Genomic DNA, 15,413 nt, shown 5'->3' with positions numbered 1-15,413 from the left:
TCTTGCTCTACTTTCTTTAAGCTTTCAGTCAAGTATTTCATTGCAAGTTTTTTTAAAATTTAATACCTAAATTGTATATGTTTGACTATATTTATCAATATAATTATTTGCTATCAATCACTCCTGAATATCTAAAGCTGAATACGCCCAAAACGTATCCTGTATTGAAGCTAACTTGGCTTGCCTTTGCAGGCTTGACATCACATTAAAAAATATTCGTTCGGTGCGACTACTGCCACTGTCCATGACGATTCTATAGTTGTAAGACAAGCCTTGAGTATAGGAAAGTTTGCGCTGAGATTCATCCCCTTTTTTAGATGCAGCGCTGCTGTGTCACGGTAGAATCACAAATCTTTGCAAATTGAAAAGAAACGATCTGCGGGATTGTCATATTTCGGGACTAAGCTAGAGCCAAGAAAAAGAACATGTTATGGTGAAGAAAATAAATGAATAGCGTATCTAGAATGACCCAATATATGAATAATCCCTCTCCTCAGACGACTCAACCCTTGGTTGCCTTATATTGCGGCTCACGTGCTGGCAATAACCCGATTTATCAGGAAAAAGCAGTGCAATTGGCCAGAAAGCTGGCAGAACAAGGTTTTGGTATGGTCTATGGCGGTGCGAGTATTGGTTTAATGGGGCTGGTTGCAGACACCGTGGTACAACATGGTGGACAAGCTGTGGGGGTCATTCCTGAGTTTATGCTGGATTATGAAATTGCCCACAGTAATTTAACTGAATTACACGTGGTTAAAAGTATGCATGAACGCAAGGCGATGATGGCAGAGCGTGCCAGCGCCTTTGTAGCCTTGCCAGGTGGTTTAGGGACTTTTGAAGAGATTTTGGAAATTGCCACTTGGGGGCAATTGAATCAACACCAGAAACCGATGATTTTATATAACGTAAATGGCTTTTATGATGCCCTGATTCAGCAGTTGGATCATGCCGTACATGAGGGTTTTTTACCACCACAGCACCGTGCCAAACTGATTGTTTGTAATCATTCACATAAAATTATTAATGCACTGAAAAACTTAGATTCACCACGCCATTTTGTGGGTTAAAGCGCTTATCTTTTAGCTTATTACTGCCCAAAAATTTAAGCGAGTCATAGACTCGCTTTTTTTTACTGTTTTTTAGGGTATTATTTGCTCAATAAAAAAAGAGAGCACCACAGTGCTCTCTTCAGTTTGTATTTCAGCTTTTACTAATTAGTTTAATTTAATTTGGTAAACCGCTGTCGTACCACTGACTTCATTACCCACCACAAGCAATGGCTTACCGTTTGGTGAGTCTTTGGCTGCAATAAAGGTTAAGCCTTCAGGGCCGAGGTCACCAATCGTAGAACCACGACCTGCTGCAAACTCAGTGGCTGGATCTTTAATAAAATCTTCACGTGTATTTAAATAATCTTGGAAGACTGGTTTTTTCGGATCGGTAATATCATAAACCATGACCCCACCCGTACGCTCTAGACCAATAAACACAAAGGTTTTCTGACCAATTTTACCCAAAGTCAAACCTTCTGGTTCTGGACCTTTTGCATCAGAACGCGAGTCCAATGCATTGCCTTCATCATGCCCAGTGTTAAAGAAGTCTTTTGCATTAATATTTCGGTTTTGTCCAAACTTGGCAAGATCACTAGCAAGATATTGCTCAAATGCATCCCCCGAATCCCAAACTTGCACACCATTTTCATCCCAAATTGAAACTGAACGTGCACCGTAAGAATACAATTTGTTATACATCAAACGATCACCCAATGGGTCTTTTTCACCGTTGACGTTATACATTACAGGTGCACCTGTAGCATCTTGCTCATATCCCATTGTCCAAGAGATATTTAGGCGACCTAATTGAGCGTCTGCACGGCAATCACCTGCATTGCCTTGTGTCGCGCCACACCATGCAAACGTGACAGGATTCAATAACGCACCTGCGGCCAATTGACGCAATTGTGGCGGTAAATCATCACCAGCACGACGATCAAAACCATCTTTATGCACTAAATGTTTAACACGGAACTCTTCTACAAAACCTTGCTTGTCATCGCCCTGAAAATAGGCTTTATTATCCTCTCCCCAAGCACGTGCGTCACCTTCATTGGCAGTGACCAAGTAAGTCTTACCATTGACCTCGTAACTACCAATCGCATCGGGTAAATACATGCCATAAATATTTGGCTGGATTTGAATATTGATTCCTTTCGGATCATCACTGGCATCAATACCATTCCCTTCTGTGCCATAGTGTTTATAGCCTAAAGGTAAAATATCAATCACTGTGGCTGTCGCAACATCAATTTTTGCCAAAGCATTATTTTCTTGTAGTGTTGCCCAAGCCGTTTTTCCATCTGCACTAAGCGTAATGTATTCAGGTTCAAAATCTTGAGATGCAGTTGCATTTGCATTTGGCCCGTAAATACGTACACCTTTGCTGCGTAATTCCGCCTCTTTGCCATCCCATGCTTTAAAGTCAGCTGTTTTTACATGTTGATCCGTCAGTTTTTCAAAACCTGCAGATACATCAATAATACTGATGGAACCTTCTGGGTCGACTTGATAATTATCAGAAGGCTCGCCTTCATTGGCAACCAAGACTTTTTTGCCATCTGGGGTAAAGGTCAACATATCAGGTAAAGCACCAACCTGCACATGACTGAGTTTTCTTAAATCACTGGCACGGTAAAATGCGACCCATCCCTTGTCGGTTTTTTTGGCAGCTTCAACCGCAATCGCAAGAATCCCGTTATGAATACTAACGCTATTCACGGATGCACCTCGGGCAATACTTTGTGCCGAAATAGAATGTGTTTTGATTGGATTGGTGACATCAGACAGATCAATCACATCCAGCTCACCTGCTTCTGCATTGACCATAAATACACGCTGACTTTCGGCATCATAAGCTGGAATTTCTGCCGCACTTTGATCAAAAATACCCGATTCATAACGGCTGACATATTCTAATTGAATACTGTTAGGCGTCGCTTCAACCACTTTTTCGTCTTCAACTTTTACTGGAATAGGATCGTTATCATCGTTACATCCCACCATCCCCACAGACAATAAAGCCAACATTAATGCAGAAATTTGCGTTTTCATAAATTGCTCGTCATTTTTCTAAATGCACTCAACTTACAAACTCAAAGTGAATAATCCGTGACAGGTAGATGACGATTTCATGGCATTTTTTTGAATTTTCAAACACTTTTCATGTTTTTTGAGGTTCTGCCCGTGTATCACTGAAATGGTTTAAACTAAGCCAAATGCCCATTTCCCCGAGTTATGAACCAGACACCCACCCATCAAGCCTTGCATCCTGAATACCGACTATTGGTTTTTCTGGTTTCGATTGGCTTTTTTATGCAGGCGCTAGACACTACCATCGTCAATACTGCCATTCCCGCCATAGCACACAGTCTGAATGAAGACCCTTTGCGCATGCATAGCGTGGTGGTGGCGTATGTACTTTCGGTGGCTGCCTGTATTCCATTAAGTGGCTGGTTGGCAGACCGTTTTGGGGTACGCAATACCTATTTTGCTGCGATTATTATTTTCACTTTGGCATCATTAGGTTGTGCAGCAGCGCAAAGCTTGAATGAATTGCTGATTTATCGGGTCATTCAAGGCATAGGTGGGGCTTTACTCTTGCCTGTTGGGCGCTTGGCAATGCTAAAAATCATTCCACGCACCCAGTTTTTATCAGCCATGAGTCTGATGAGTCTTGCAGGCTTAATTGGCCCCTTAATTGGTCCAACCCTTGGCGGCTGGTTGGTGGAAGCTGCGTCTTGGCACTGGATTTTCCTAATCAATATTCCTATGGGCATATTGGGCTGCTGGATTTGTGTCAAAGCCATGCCCAACCTCACCGAAGCAAGCGTGAAAAGCTTCGATCTTTGGGGCTTTATTTTACTGGTACTTGCCATGGCAGGCTTATCACTGGGCATTGAAAACTTGGCGAATCAACAACAAAGTATTCTATGGAGCGTGGCGTTATTAATCATTGGTGCACTGGCTGCAGCAGCTTATGCACGACATGCACATACGCATCAAAATGCCTTGTTTCGCAGTGATTTATTCCGCCACCGTATTTATGCCATTGGTATTTTAGGCAATTTCTTTGCCCGTTTTGGTGGCAATGCCATGCCTTTTATTATGCCCATCATGCTACAGGTGGCTTTTGGCTTTGAACCCTTCATCACAGGTTTGATGATGATTCCTACCGTACTCGGCTCACTGGTCTCTAAACCGATTATTCGACCTTTAATTCAACGTTTTGGCTATCGTCAGTTTCTACTGACCAATACCTTACTAGTCGGGGCATGTATTGCCAGTTTTGCACTGACCACCGCTGAAACTGCCACATGGTTACGGGCGCTACACTTCTTTATTTTTGGGGTACTGAATTCTCTACAATTTGTGGGAATGAACACCCTTACCCTAAAAGATTTGCCCGCACAGGATGCCAGCAGCGGTAACAGTTTTTTATCTATGATTATGATGCTATCCATGAGTATTGGTGTGGCTTTAGCAGGTACTTTGGTGAATGTATTTAGTACCTATTACGGCGTAGAACAGTTAGTCAGTGCCTTTCATGCGACTTTAATTTGTTTGGGTGTATTAAATATTTTGGCATTTATGGTGTTTTGGAAAATTCCGAGACATACTGCGGTTTAAAACGCTCTCAAAAATCACATAGTACTGAGCCATCCTGCGGGTTATGATAGATCTTTGCTCAGCCCAAATCTGAATATGCGCAAACCATCTCGTCCACACGCCAGCTCCAAGTTTACGCCACACTATCGCATTGCAATTGGCGTAATGGGTAGTGCGATTTTGGCGGTATTCATATATTTAGGTATTCTGCGACAGTCCCCTGCTGCTGCACAGGACTATCCTATTCAGGGTTTTGATGTATCCCATCATCAAGGGGAAATTCAGTGGCATAAAATCTCGCCACAAAAATATGCCTTTGTCTATTTAAAAGCCACCGAAGGCGGTGACTTTAAAGACCGAAAATTTCAGCACAACTGGCTCAAAGCCCGTGAACGTGGTTTTTTGGTCGGTGCCTATCATTTTTATCGGCTATGTCGTGATGGAAAAACTCAGGCAGAAAACTTTATGAACACGGTGCCCAAAAAGCAGGACAGCCTACCACCTGTCATTGATTTGGAATATGACAGTAACTGCATCAACACCTACACCAAAGAGCAGTTGCTCAAAGAAATTCAAAGCATGCACGATGCCCTGTATCAGCACTATGAAAAACAGCCTATTTTTTATGTATCCAAAGCCTTCTACAATATGGTATTGACCGAAAGTTTTGCCCATACACCACTGTGGGTCAGAGAGTATCATGGCAAACCACAACTGGCAGGTCAGCCCAAATGGCTGTTCTGGCAACATACCAATCAAGGTAAAATTGCAGGGATTGCCACACAGGTAGACCTGAATGTTTTTTATGGCAATGCCAAACAATGGCAACAGTTTTTAGACAGTTATGCTATTCAGCCTTTAAACCTTGAAGCCATGCCCAAAAAATAACAAGATAGCCGCATCACAATAAAAAAATACCACCATGAAAATCATCAAAGGACTACTTTGGGCGGCACTCGCTCTCAGTATTTGCGTAGGATTCGCGCTCTTTTACCTACTACAACCTGCGGGTAAAGTAGAACAGTTTGCTGCTTGGCAATACCAATCAAATCACCCAACAACATCAAATAACACCACATCTGAAACGACAAACATTGGCTTAAAGGTTCATTATTTTGGTGTGTCCACCTTATTATTTGATGATGGTGACAGCCAAATTTTAATTGATGGGTTTTTCAGTCGTCCGTCATTATCACAGGTTATGTTTAGCCGACTACAAAGCCAGCCCGATCTGCTCAACAGTTTGATTCAACAACATCAATTGCAACGCACTCGGGCGATTTTAGTCACACATTCACACTATGATCATAGTCTGGATTTGCCATTTTTAGCGCAGCAACTACAGCACAGCCAAATTATCGGCTCAAACAGCAGTTTAAATATTGCCCGTGCAGCAAAGATTGCTGAAACCCGTTTAAGCCACGTCAATCCTGCACAACCTTTGCAGATTGGAAAGTTCAAAATTACAGCCATTCCTTCACAGCACACACCTGCCACAGCCATCAACAATGATTTAGGTGAACAGATCACCCACCCCTTACATTTGCCTGCCCGTTTTTATGAATTTAAAGAAGGTGGCAGTTTCGACTATTACATTCAGCATCCTGAACAAAATATTTTGGTCAAAGCCAGCACAGGAGCCATTCCCAAACAACTACAACATTTGCAGGTCGACACCCTATTTTTGGGCATTGCACAACTTTCTAAACAATCTACAAGCTTTCAGCAGCAGTATTTAGATGAAACTCTAGGCACACTACGACCAAGCGTGGTCATCCCAATTCACTGGGATAACTTTTTTCTACCTTTATCTCAAACTTTGCAATTTTTACCCCGCATTGCTGACCACGGGCCACGCAGCATGCAAGGCCTGATTGAATATGCCGAATCGCAAAACACACAGGTGATTTTGTTAGATACCACTACGCCTTATCCGCTGCGTCAGAAGCTACACCCTGCTTCCTAAACATGCGATACTGTTGAAATCTACACGATTCAACTATTGTTCTGTACCATGCGAAAAATCATTCATATTGATATGGATGCCTTTTATGCATCTGTCGAGCTGCGCAGTCGCCCCGAGCTACGACATTTGCCTGTGGTCATTGCCTCGCATCATCCACGTGCGGTGATTGCGGCAGCGTCTTATCCTGCACGTGAGTTTGGCTTACGCTCAGCCATGTCGATGTCACAAGCCCGCAAACGCTGCCCGCAAGTGGTGGTACTAGAACCCAATTTTGCCCTGTACCGTGAAGTCTCTGCGCAAATACATCAAATCTTTCAGCGTTATACGCCACTGATCGAACCCTTGTCTTTAGATGAAGCCTATTTGGATGTCACAGAAAATTTACAGCACATTCCAAGTGCAACCGAAGTTGCGATGCGGATTCGGGAAGATATTTTTCAATGTACAGGTTTAACAGCTTCGGCAGGTGTTGCGCCAAATAAATTTTTAGCCAAAATTGCCTCTGACTGGCACAAACCCAATGGCATTTGTGTCATTAAACCCAGTCAAGTACAGCAATTTATTCAAGACTTACCGCTCAAGAAAATTCCAGGCGTAGGTAAAGTCACTCAGGAAAAACTCAAAAGTCTGAACTTAACCACTTTGGGCGATTTACAACATATTGAAGAAAATATTCTGATTCATCATTTTGGCAAATACGGTCAGCGCCTGTTTTTGTTTGCACAAGGTATAGATGAACGTCCTGTACAAGCAGAACGTGAACGCCAACAAATTTCTAAAGAAATTACCTTTGATGATGATTTAACCTTAGCGGAATGTACTGGCTACTGGTCAGGTTTAATCGATCAAGTTTGGCACAGTTTAGAAAAAAAGCATTATGTCGCACATGGCGTTTCCGCCAAGCTGAAACTCAAAAACTTTCAGGTCTTACAGCACAGTAAAAGTTTTAAACAGCCATTGTCTAGTAAAAAGGACTTGGAAGATGTATTGCAAATACTCCTGGCTGAAATGCATATTGCACCGCAAGATCAATTTCGTTTAATTGGTGTCGGACTATATCAGCTCAGCCCTGCCGAAGAACAAGCGCAATTGTCCTTACTTTAAACCCTAGTATTTACTATACTTTTGAATGTAGTGATTTTCTGTCTCTACAAACACTCAGTGCTACCCATTTGTATAAAATTCAGACAAAAGAATAAAAATAAAACAATTTGCACTTCACAGCAGGGCTTTTTAGAGTAATCTATGCGCGCGATGTATTTATCCGTACATACGCTGAGATGCCAAAAATCACCATTACTTTTGGCATACTTGTCCTGTGATTGGCGTGACGATCAAATCCGAAGATTACAGGACAACTCTGCGCTTGGCACTTCGCCCAATCGAACACACCCTCTCCATATCTTCTTCTGATCAAACAGCTCAATTCTTCTAAATCTTACTTAAAGTGGCATCGCTTCTATTTTCCAATAAATTGCCAACCTCTATAATAGTGCACGCTTTAACCCTATTGTTTGGTGCAAGGATCACATTCCATGGCTGTACAACGTCTGCATGTTCAACAACGTTATTCTGAAATTGCCATTTCAGGCAATTTAGTGCATTTGGCAGGACAATTGGCTGAAGACACACAGCAAGATATTTATGGCCAGACACAGCAAACTTTAGCGATGATAGACCGTTTACTGGCAGATGCAGGGACCGATAAATCTCAGATTATGTCAGTAATGATTTTTCTGAAAGACATAGAACGTGATTATGCCGCTATGAATAGCGTCTGGGATGCATGGGTGGCAGACATTCAAGCCTTACCGCGTACTTGTGTAGAAGCCAAACTGTATCACCCCGATGTTTTGGTTGAGATGACTGTTGTTGCAGTCAAATCTTAATCCCAACCAAACCTAAAACAGACCGATTAAATCAAGAATCACAGCTAATAAAAAAAATCAGCATGTCATGACGACATGCTGATTCATATGATCGATCAAGCAATTTTAGCTGCAACGGCTTAGCCCAAAACTTTCACCTTATGGCGTACAGAATGTGCTAAAAAATCATACTTCTTTAGCGCAGTATCCAAATCTTCTAAATCTGCATACGATGATGATGACTGCCCAAAAGCTTCGCGTAATTCGTGATATTCTGGCACTTCTTCATAACGCAGCACTTTATAGCCCGCCAAACGCAATAACTCATCCTGATATTGTGCATTACGGCTACGTTTCAGCATTAAAACATCATCTAAAGCGACAATCGCCACCACCTGATTGTTTGCATCTAACACCACAAAGTCAGCCACCATATTGCGATATTTATGGCGAGTACGAGAAAATTTCGTGGTCAGCAAGGCATCAAAAGACACATGCGCCAATACGGTATGCTTAGGTAAAATTTCTTGCAAACGTGTATAGGTCAGTTGTTCATTCAAACTGAAAATCGCACGTTGCTTCAGTGCACTGTCCTGAGGTTTTTCTTTATTTTCCAAACTCTTTACCGTCATCAAGAGAAAGAAAATAAGTATAAAAACCCCTATCAAAATATAAATGGTCATAATTCATTCCTTAAAATCATTTTTATAGTTGTTTCGGCTTCATGCCGATTTTTTCATCAAATCAGTATATAACACGCTTTTTTATTTAAGCATTCAATTTATGAAACTACATGCAACACTCACAAAACCATCATAGAAATAGACGTTTTGTTTCACAAGCTAGCCTTTTGTCTAAGTGCTGTAGCATATAGCAGCGTGCTTTTTATCTTCGTATGTCTGTACTGTATAACATGCTTAAAAAACAATGCAATGCTTAAGCATTTCGATTGTCGAACAATTCCGATGAAATGAAAATACCTATAAAAAAGGACGCAGCAGCGTCCTTTGGTCAGTTCCGAATTAACTTAAGCTCTAGATTTTGGCTTAGATTTTTTCTGTGAAAATGGACGTTTTTCGCCTGTTTCACGAGGTGGCAAACCCGTGTGCTGAGTCAAAATCTGCCCTTTCTTCGGACGATTACTATTCTGACCACGGTTGCCAGTTTGACCTGTTCGTTTTTGCGAATCACCCACTACTGTTGAATTTTTCTTACGTGCAGATTGATATTGCCCTTCTGTGCCTTGCGGTTGATAGGTCGGAATCAAATGCTGTTTAGAATTACCAATCAGATCGGCACGCCCCATTTCTTTTAAAGCTTCGCGTAGCAACGGCCAGTTATTCGGATCATGGTAACGCAAGAAAGCCTTATGCAAACGACGACGCTTTTCGCCTTTTACAATATCTACGTTTTCAGTATAACGCGCCACTTTAGCCAGTGGGTTTTTACCGGTGTAGTACATGGTTGAAGCCGTCGCCATTGGTGATGGATAGAAAGTTTGCACCTGATCGGCACGGAAACCATTCTTTTTCAGCCATAAGGCCAAATTCATCATGTCGTAGTCGGTGGTACCCGGATGCGCAGCAATAAAGTACGGAATCAAATATTGCTCTTTACCTGCTTCCTTACTGAAACGATCAAACATCTGTTTAAAGCGATCATAAGTTCCGATGCCCGGTTTCATCATCTTAGATAATGGACCTTTTTCGGTATGTTCAGGCGCAATTTTCAAATAACCGCCCACGTGATGCGTCACCAACTCACGAACATATTCAGGGTTCAACACCGCCAAGTCATAACGCAAGCCTGAACCAATCAGAATTTTCTTAATGCCTTTCAACTCACGCGCTTTGCGATACAACTGAGTTAATGGCGCATGGTCGGTATGTAAATTTTGGCATACGCCTGGGAATACACAGGATGGTTTACGGCAATTCTTTTCAATTTCTGGGTCTTTACAGTGCAAACGATACATATTGGCCGTTGGACCGCCCAAGTCTGAAATAATGCCTGTGAACCCAGGGGCAGTATCACGAATTTTTTCGACTTCACGCAAAATCGATTCTTCAGAACGGTTTTGAATAATCCGTCCCTCATGTTCGGTAATTGAACAGAATGTACAACCACCAAAACAACCACGCATGATATTGACCGAAAACTTGATCATGTCAAAGGCTGGGAAACGTGCATTACCATAAGCTGGATGCGGCAAACGTGCATACGGTAAATCGAACACATAGTCCATTTCTTCAGTGGTCAATGGAATAGGTGGTGCATTCAACCACACATCACGTTCACCATGCTTTTGTACCAACGCTCGGGCATTACCTGGGTTGGTTTCTAAATGCAGAATACGGTTAGCATGTGCATACAACACAGGATCTGCGCTGACTTCTTCAAAAGAAGGCAAACGAATGACAGCCAGCTCACGTGGTGGTAATTTGTGTTTAATGGCTTTAGACGCAGGTTGCAATTGTACAATCTGGGTATCTGCATCCAACTGATCGCCTTCACGCACAATCGGATTGTTCACCACATCTTTTTGGAAATTTTGATATTGGGCAAGCTTGTTGCCTTTTTCTTTTTCAATCTCACAACCGTCTAAATCTTCGGTCATCACATAAGGGTTAATGATTGGATCGACACGCCCTACGCTGTCCACATCATTCGATGCAATTTCAACAAATTTGGCTTTGGCCGCACGGTTATGCTTATTAATAATAAATGCGGTTCCACGTACGTCGGTAATGTCATGGATTTTTTCACCCTTAGCCAAACGGTGCATGACTTCAATAATGGAACGCTCGCCATTGCCGTACATCAGCAAGTCTGCTTTAGAATCCATTAAAATGGAGCGACGAACTTTGTCTGACCAATAGTCATAATGCGCAATACGACGCAAAGAGCCTTCAATCCCGCCAAGTAAAACAGGCACATCAGGAAAAGCTTCACGACAGCGCTGACAGTACACGGTTGCAGCACGGTCAGGACGTTTATTCGGTACATTGTCTGGTGAATAAGCATCGTCAGAACGGATTTTTCTGTCTGCAGTATAGCGGTTGATCATCGAATCCATATTGCCTGCGGTAACGCCCCAAGCAATGGTTGGCTTACCTAAGACCCGAAACGACTCCACATTGGTCCAGTCTGGTTGTGCGATAATGCCAACACGAAAGCCCTGTGCTTCAAGCACACGACCAATCACACCTGACACAAAAGAAGGATGGTCAATATAGGCATCGCCACAAACTAGAATAAAATCGCAGGCATCCCAACCCAGCTGATCCATTTCTTCGCGTGACATCGGCAAAAATGGCGCAGGCTCAAAACATGACGCCCAATATTTGTCGTAATCAAACAACGCTTTGGGTGCGGTCTGAGCAGTATAAGCAGTAGACATGGCTTGCAATTCTCGGCTGGCAAGTGGAAGATCGGCAGTCATCAAAGATGAAAGCCGATCATTTTAGCATGAATTCTATTCATCTTGCTTGATTAAAAAATATGCAAAATCAGGTGGCTAATTTTTATTAATTTTGTGTAGGTAAAGGATCATGATGTAATCAATAAAGCCGAAATTGCATCAAGCCATCGTTCAGACTTTTACTTTTAAACGCCATGCACCCAGCAAAGCCAAGCCTAAAACCAGACTCATCACCCAAGTTAGTCCTGTCCAACCCCATTGTTCCCAAATCAGCCCACTACCACTACCCAGCAAACTAGAACCCATGTAATAACTGAATAAGTATAAAGATGAGCCTACCGCACGATATTGCAGTGCCTGAATTGACACCCAACTGCTGGCCGTAGAATGCGCTGCAAAAAAGGCAAAGGTAAATAAGAGCAAGGCAAGTAATACTACCACCAAATGTGCAATCGACATCAGCCAAAGTGCAGCAAGCATCAGTACGATCACCACTGGCAATACCCGTTCACGCCCGATCCGATTTCCCCAACTTGCCGCACGGGATGAACTGTAAATGCCTGCCAAGTAGGCAATTGAAATCACCCCAATCCAAACTTGAGAAAGCTCAAATGGTTTGGCTAACAAGTAGTAACTAATATAGTTAAAGATACTGACAAAACAGCCCATCAACAAAAAGCCCTGCAGAAACAGGATTCTTAATTTACGGTCTGCTAAATTGGCCACAAAGGCATCTTTAAAACGTGATAAGCGAATTGGATACGCTGTAAAGTTTTTAGATGCAGGCAAGAGTAAATAAAAGATAATTGCGATGATCAGGTTTAATCCGCCAATCACCAAAGTTGCCGTTTGCCAAGAGACAAAATCAACCAAGACCCCTGCAATTAAACGCCCACTCATACCGCCAATGGCTGTGCCTGAAATATACAGCCCCATGGCAAAGCCAATATCTTGCTGCTGAATTTCTTCACCAATATAGGTCATGGCTACAGCAGCAACACCACTAACAGCAATACCAATCAAAACTCGGGTGCTTAAAAAGAACGGCCAGATGGGCAATAAAGCGCTCAAAATCAGCAAAATTGAAGCGAGAAATAACGCCATCACCATAATGGGTTTACGCCCAAAACGATCTGAAATAAAACCTGTAAATAGCAAACCTACAGCTAAGGCCACCGTAGAAAATGACAGCGGAAAACTACTTTGCGTTGGCGTAACGTTAAAAAAGTCTGCCAAAATTGGCATCATTGGCTGCACACAATACAGAATCGAAAAAGAAGCAAACCCTGCTAAAAACAGTGAAAAAAGAATTGCCTTAAACGGTTTTGAGCCATACTGAATATGAGATGCTGCAGACAAATCAGACATATTTACTCCCAGATTAGTCTCAGTATACGCCTGTTTATACACAAAAATAAGTTCAGTATTTTATCATTTGCTCAAAATTATCAGTTTCGACTGAATCCAAACCCACATAGCCTTGTCAGTTTTTGCTTACAACAACTGCCGCTATTAGATGCTAGGCAGCCGAGTGCAGCTTGGATATTCTTAAATCATCAGGAAACAGGACGTTTCCCAAACAGAAAACAACAATAATATGTTTGCGCATCAGGATCGTGAGGTACGACAGGAGTTATACCTAAAACACGAAATACAAAGAAACCCCGTCAGGATGATGGGGTTTCTTTTTATCTGCATATTTTATCTATGCTTTTATTGGCAATTTTATCTATTTTTAATCAATACAATCCATAAAAAATCCCCAAGCAACGTTGAGGATTTTTTATGATCAGAACTTCAAATTAAGCTTTTGCGGCTACTGCTTTGCCAGCTTTAATTTGTTCAGCTTCATCTTCATTCATAATTAAGGCAACAGCAATTGCAGTAATCAAGACAGGTAAACCTACGGCCATGAAATTGAAGTGAGCGGGCAAGTTCATGCCCAACAAACCGCCAATTAAGATTGGCCCTACAATCGCACCCATACGGCCAATCGCAGATGACCAACCAATCCCTGTAGAACGTACTGCAAGTGGGTAATATTGTGCGACATAGCTATATAGCAACATTTGTGAGCCTATTGAAGCCGCGCCTGCCAAAAATACCAAGATATAAAGTAGGAGCTGATTAGACTGGAAGCCCATCAAGCTCATCACCAACGCACCCATGATGCCTAAGAACATTAACACAGGTTTTAGATGGAAACGGTCTGCTAAAATACCACCACCCACAATACCCACAACTGCACCTACGTTCATCACCATCATGAACATTAAGCTGTTGTCCATAGAGTAACCAGCTGCCATCATTAATTTTGGCAACCAACTGCTCAGTGCATACATGGTTAATAAGCAAGTAAAGAACGCCAACCAAAACAATAGTGTATTGACTGCACGACCACGTTTAAACAAGCTCACCACATTGGCCGCTTCTGGTACATCTGCTTGATACAATTCAAATGTTGTGTCTTGCGTAATTTTCAAATCTGGTGCTAAACGCGCCACAATTGGACGTGCCTGATCTTGCTTGTTTTCTTTTACAATAAAAGTCAAAGACTCAGGTAAGAATTTCCAAATCACAGGTAATAAAAATAATGGAATCCCTGCAATAAAGAACATGATTTCCCAACCAAAACTTGGGGTAAACCATGAGCCGAGTAATGCAGCCATTACACCACCAACCGCATAACCACTGAACATCGTGGTAACGAGCGTACTACGCATAGTTTTAGGTGCATATTCTGAAGTTAATGCCACCAAGTTTGGCATTACACCGCCAATCCCTAGACCCGCCAAGAAACGTAAAATTGCAAACTCAGTGGGATTAGAAGCAAAACCACCCGCAAAGGTTAAACCACTAAATAGCACAATACAGATCATGATGACTTTCTTACGGCCAATTTTATCGGCCAAAGAACCAAAAATCATGGCACCAAACATCATACCTGCCAAGGCAGTACTGGCAAGCATACCCGCCTGAACAGCACTCAAGCCCCATTCATCCATCAATAATGGCAAAACAACGCCATTAATTGCCAAGTCGTAGCCATCAAATAAAATGATCAGTAGACACCATGCCACGACATTAAAATGAAATGGTTTGAATTTTGCGTGATCAATGACATCATTCACGTTAATTGCTTGATGTGCCATTCCTCACCTCCTGTGAGCTGTGTTTCAGTGAACTCAAATAGCGTTTTTTACAGTGAAGACTTTCATTTTTATCAGTCATCCATGTCCACTTTGCTATTCAAGTAGATTGTGTAACTTTCACACAAAACAAGGAAAATAAAAATTCAACATTAGTCTAAATCCCTTTATTAATTATGTATTTAATATTATTTTTACAACATTAAAAATGTGATTATTCTTTTTAATATTTTATTTTATCCATAAAAAAACACCCTCAACATTTGTTGAGGGTGTTTCGAATAATGAGCTGGCGATGACTTACTCTCACATGGGTAACCCCACACTACCATCAGCGCGAAGAGGTTT

General features: G+C 42.0%; 11 protein-coding genes. 6 read left to right on the top strand and 5 right to left on the bottom strand.

All coding sequences use genetic code 11. From position 1 onward, the window contains the following. Positions 1-446: 446 nt before the first annotated feature. A complete protein-coding gene (locus HHA42_RS11915) occupies positions 447-1,067 on the top strand; it encodes a TIGR00730 family Rossman fold protein (RefSeq protein ID WP_168419396.1) in 621 nt (206 codons plus the stop codon). Positions 1,068-1,214: 147 nt separating this feature from the next. Here HHA42_RS11915 and HHA42_RS11910 read toward each other — a convergent pair whose 3' ends face one another. Continuing rightward, complete coding sequence (locus tag HHA42_RS11910) at positions 1,215-3,107, bottom strand: choice-of-anchor I family protein (protein WP_168419397.1); 1,893 nt, start codon at positions 3,105-3,107, stop codon at positions 1,215-1,217. A gap of 183 nt (positions 3,108-3,290) precedes the next feature. Here HHA42_RS11910 and mdtD point away from each other — a divergent pair, with 183 nt between their 5' ends. The 5 genes from mdtD to HHA42_RS11885 all read left to right on the top strand — a co-directional run bounded on the left by mdtD (position 3,291) and on the right by HHA42_RS11885 (position 8,516). Next, a complete protein-coding gene (mdtD, locus tag HHA42_RS11905) occupies positions 3,291-4,682 on the top strand; it encodes a multidrug transporter subunit MdtD (RefSeq protein WP_168419398.1) in 1,392 nt (463 codons plus the stop codon). A gap of 75 nt (positions 4,683-4,757) precedes the next feature. Next, positions 4,758-5,549: a GH25 family lysozyme gene (locus HHA42_RS11900; protein ID WP_168526640.1), complete on the top strand. Its 792-nt coding sequence runs from the start codon at positions 4,758-4,760 to the stop codon at positions 5,547-5,549. A gap of 34 nt (positions 5,550-5,583) precedes the next feature. Next, positions 5,584-6,627, top strand: a complete 1,044-nt coding sequence (locus HHA42_RS11895) for an MBL fold metallo-hydrolase (RefSeq protein WP_168526638.1) — start codon at positions 5,584-5,586, stop codon at positions 6,625-6,627. Between the two features lie 48 nt (positions 6,628-6,675). After that, positions 6,676-7,731 (top strand): DNA polymerase IV, encoded by a 1,056-nt coding sequence (gene dinB, locus HHA42_RS11890; RefSeq protein WP_168526636.1) that lies wholly within the window; start codon positions 6,676-6,678, stop codon positions 7,729-7,731. A gap of 431 nt (positions 7,732-8,162) precedes the next feature. Next, positions 8,163-8,516 carry a RidA family protein gene (locus HHA42_RS11885; RefSeq protein WP_168526634.1) on the top strand — a complete coding sequence of 118 codons (354 nt, stop codon included), beginning with the start codon at positions 8,163-8,165 and terminating at the stop codon, positions 8,514-8,516. Positions 8,517-8,635: 119 nt separating this feature from the next. Here HHA42_RS11885 and HHA42_RS11880 read toward each other — a convergent pair whose 3' ends face one another. From HHA42_RS11880 to HHA42_RS11865, 4 genes are all read right to left on the bottom strand, one after another. Continuing rightward, complete coding sequence (locus HHA42_RS11880; RefSeq protein ID WP_168526632.1) at positions 8,636-9,178, bottom strand: DUF2726 domain-containing protein; 543 nt, start codon at positions 9,176-9,178, stop codon at positions 8,636-8,638. A gap of 344 nt (positions 9,179-9,522) precedes the next feature. Next, positions 9,523-11,895 carry a YgiQ family radical SAM protein gene (locus HHA42_RS11875; protein ID WP_168419406.1) on the bottom strand — a complete coding sequence of 791 codons (2,373 nt, stop codon included), beginning with the start codon at positions 11,893-11,895 and terminating at the stop codon, positions 9,523-9,525. A 192-nt stretch (positions 11,896-12,087) separates the two neighbouring features. Next, complete coding sequence (locus HHA42_RS11870; protein ID WP_168526630.1) at positions 12,088-13,284, bottom strand: MFS transporter; 1,197 nt, start codon at positions 13,282-13,284, stop codon at positions 12,088-12,090. Positions 13,285-13,718: 434 nt separating this feature from the next. Then, a complete protein-coding gene (locus HHA42_RS11865) occupies positions 13,719-15,068 on the bottom strand; it encodes an aromatic acid/H+ symport family MFS transporter (RefSeq protein WP_168526628.1) in 1,350 nt (449 codons plus the stop codon). Positions 15,069-15,413: the final 345 nt, after the last annotated feature.

This window comes from Acinetobacter sp. A3 (assembly GCF_012371415.1).
In the GTDB taxonomy this organism is placed as follows: Bacteria; Pseudomonadota; Gammaproteobacteria; order Pseudomonadales; family Moraxellaceae; genus Acinetobacter.
The sequence above is the reverse complement of the archived record's forward strand: the minus strand, read 5'-3'. Positions and strand labels throughout refer to the sequence as shown.

Excerpts from the sequence above, each read along its gene's own strand:
- HHA42_RS11915 (WP_168419396.1), top strand. The coding sequence starts at position 447 with ATGAATAGCGTATCTAGAATGACCCAATATATGAATAATCCCTCTCCT.
- HHA42_RS11910 (WP_168419397.1), bottom strand. The coding sequence starts at position 3,107 with ATGAAAACGCAAATTTCTGCATTAATGTTGGCTTTATTGTCTGTGGGG.
- mdtD (WP_168419398.1), top strand. The coding sequence starts at position 3,291 with ATGAACCAGACACCCACCCATCAAGCCTTGCATCCTGAATACCGACTA.
- HHA42_RS11900 (WP_168526640.1), top strand. The coding sequence starts at position 4,758 with ATGCGCAAACCATCTCGTCCACACGCCAGCTCCAAGTTTACGCCACAC.
- HHA42_RS11895 (WP_168526638.1), top strand. The coding sequence starts at position 5,584 with ATGAAAATCATCAAAGGACTACTTTGGGCGGCACTCGCTCTCAGTATT.
- dinB (WP_168526636.1), top strand. The coding sequence starts at position 6,676 with ATGCGAAAAATCATTCATATTGATATGGATGCCTTTTATGCATCTGTC.
- HHA42_RS11885 (WP_168526634.1), top strand. The coding sequence starts at position 8,163 with ATGGCTGTACAACGTCTGCATGTTCAACAACGTTATTCTGAAATTGCC.
- HHA42_RS11880 (WP_168526632.1), bottom strand. The coding sequence starts at position 9,178 with ATGACCATTTATATTTTGATAGGGGTTTTTATACTTATTTTCTTTCTC.
- HHA42_RS11875 (WP_168419406.1), bottom strand. The coding sequence starts at position 11,895 with ATGTCTACTGCTTATACTGCTCAGACCGCACCCAAAGCGTTGTTTGAT.
- HHA42_RS11870 (WP_168526630.1), bottom strand. The coding sequence starts at position 13,284 with ATGTCTGATTTGTCTGCAGCATCTCATATTCAGTATGGCTCAAAACCG.
- HHA42_RS11865 (WP_168526628.1), bottom strand. The coding sequence starts at position 15,068 with ATGGCACATCAAGCAATTAACGTGAATGATGTCATTGATCACGCAAAA.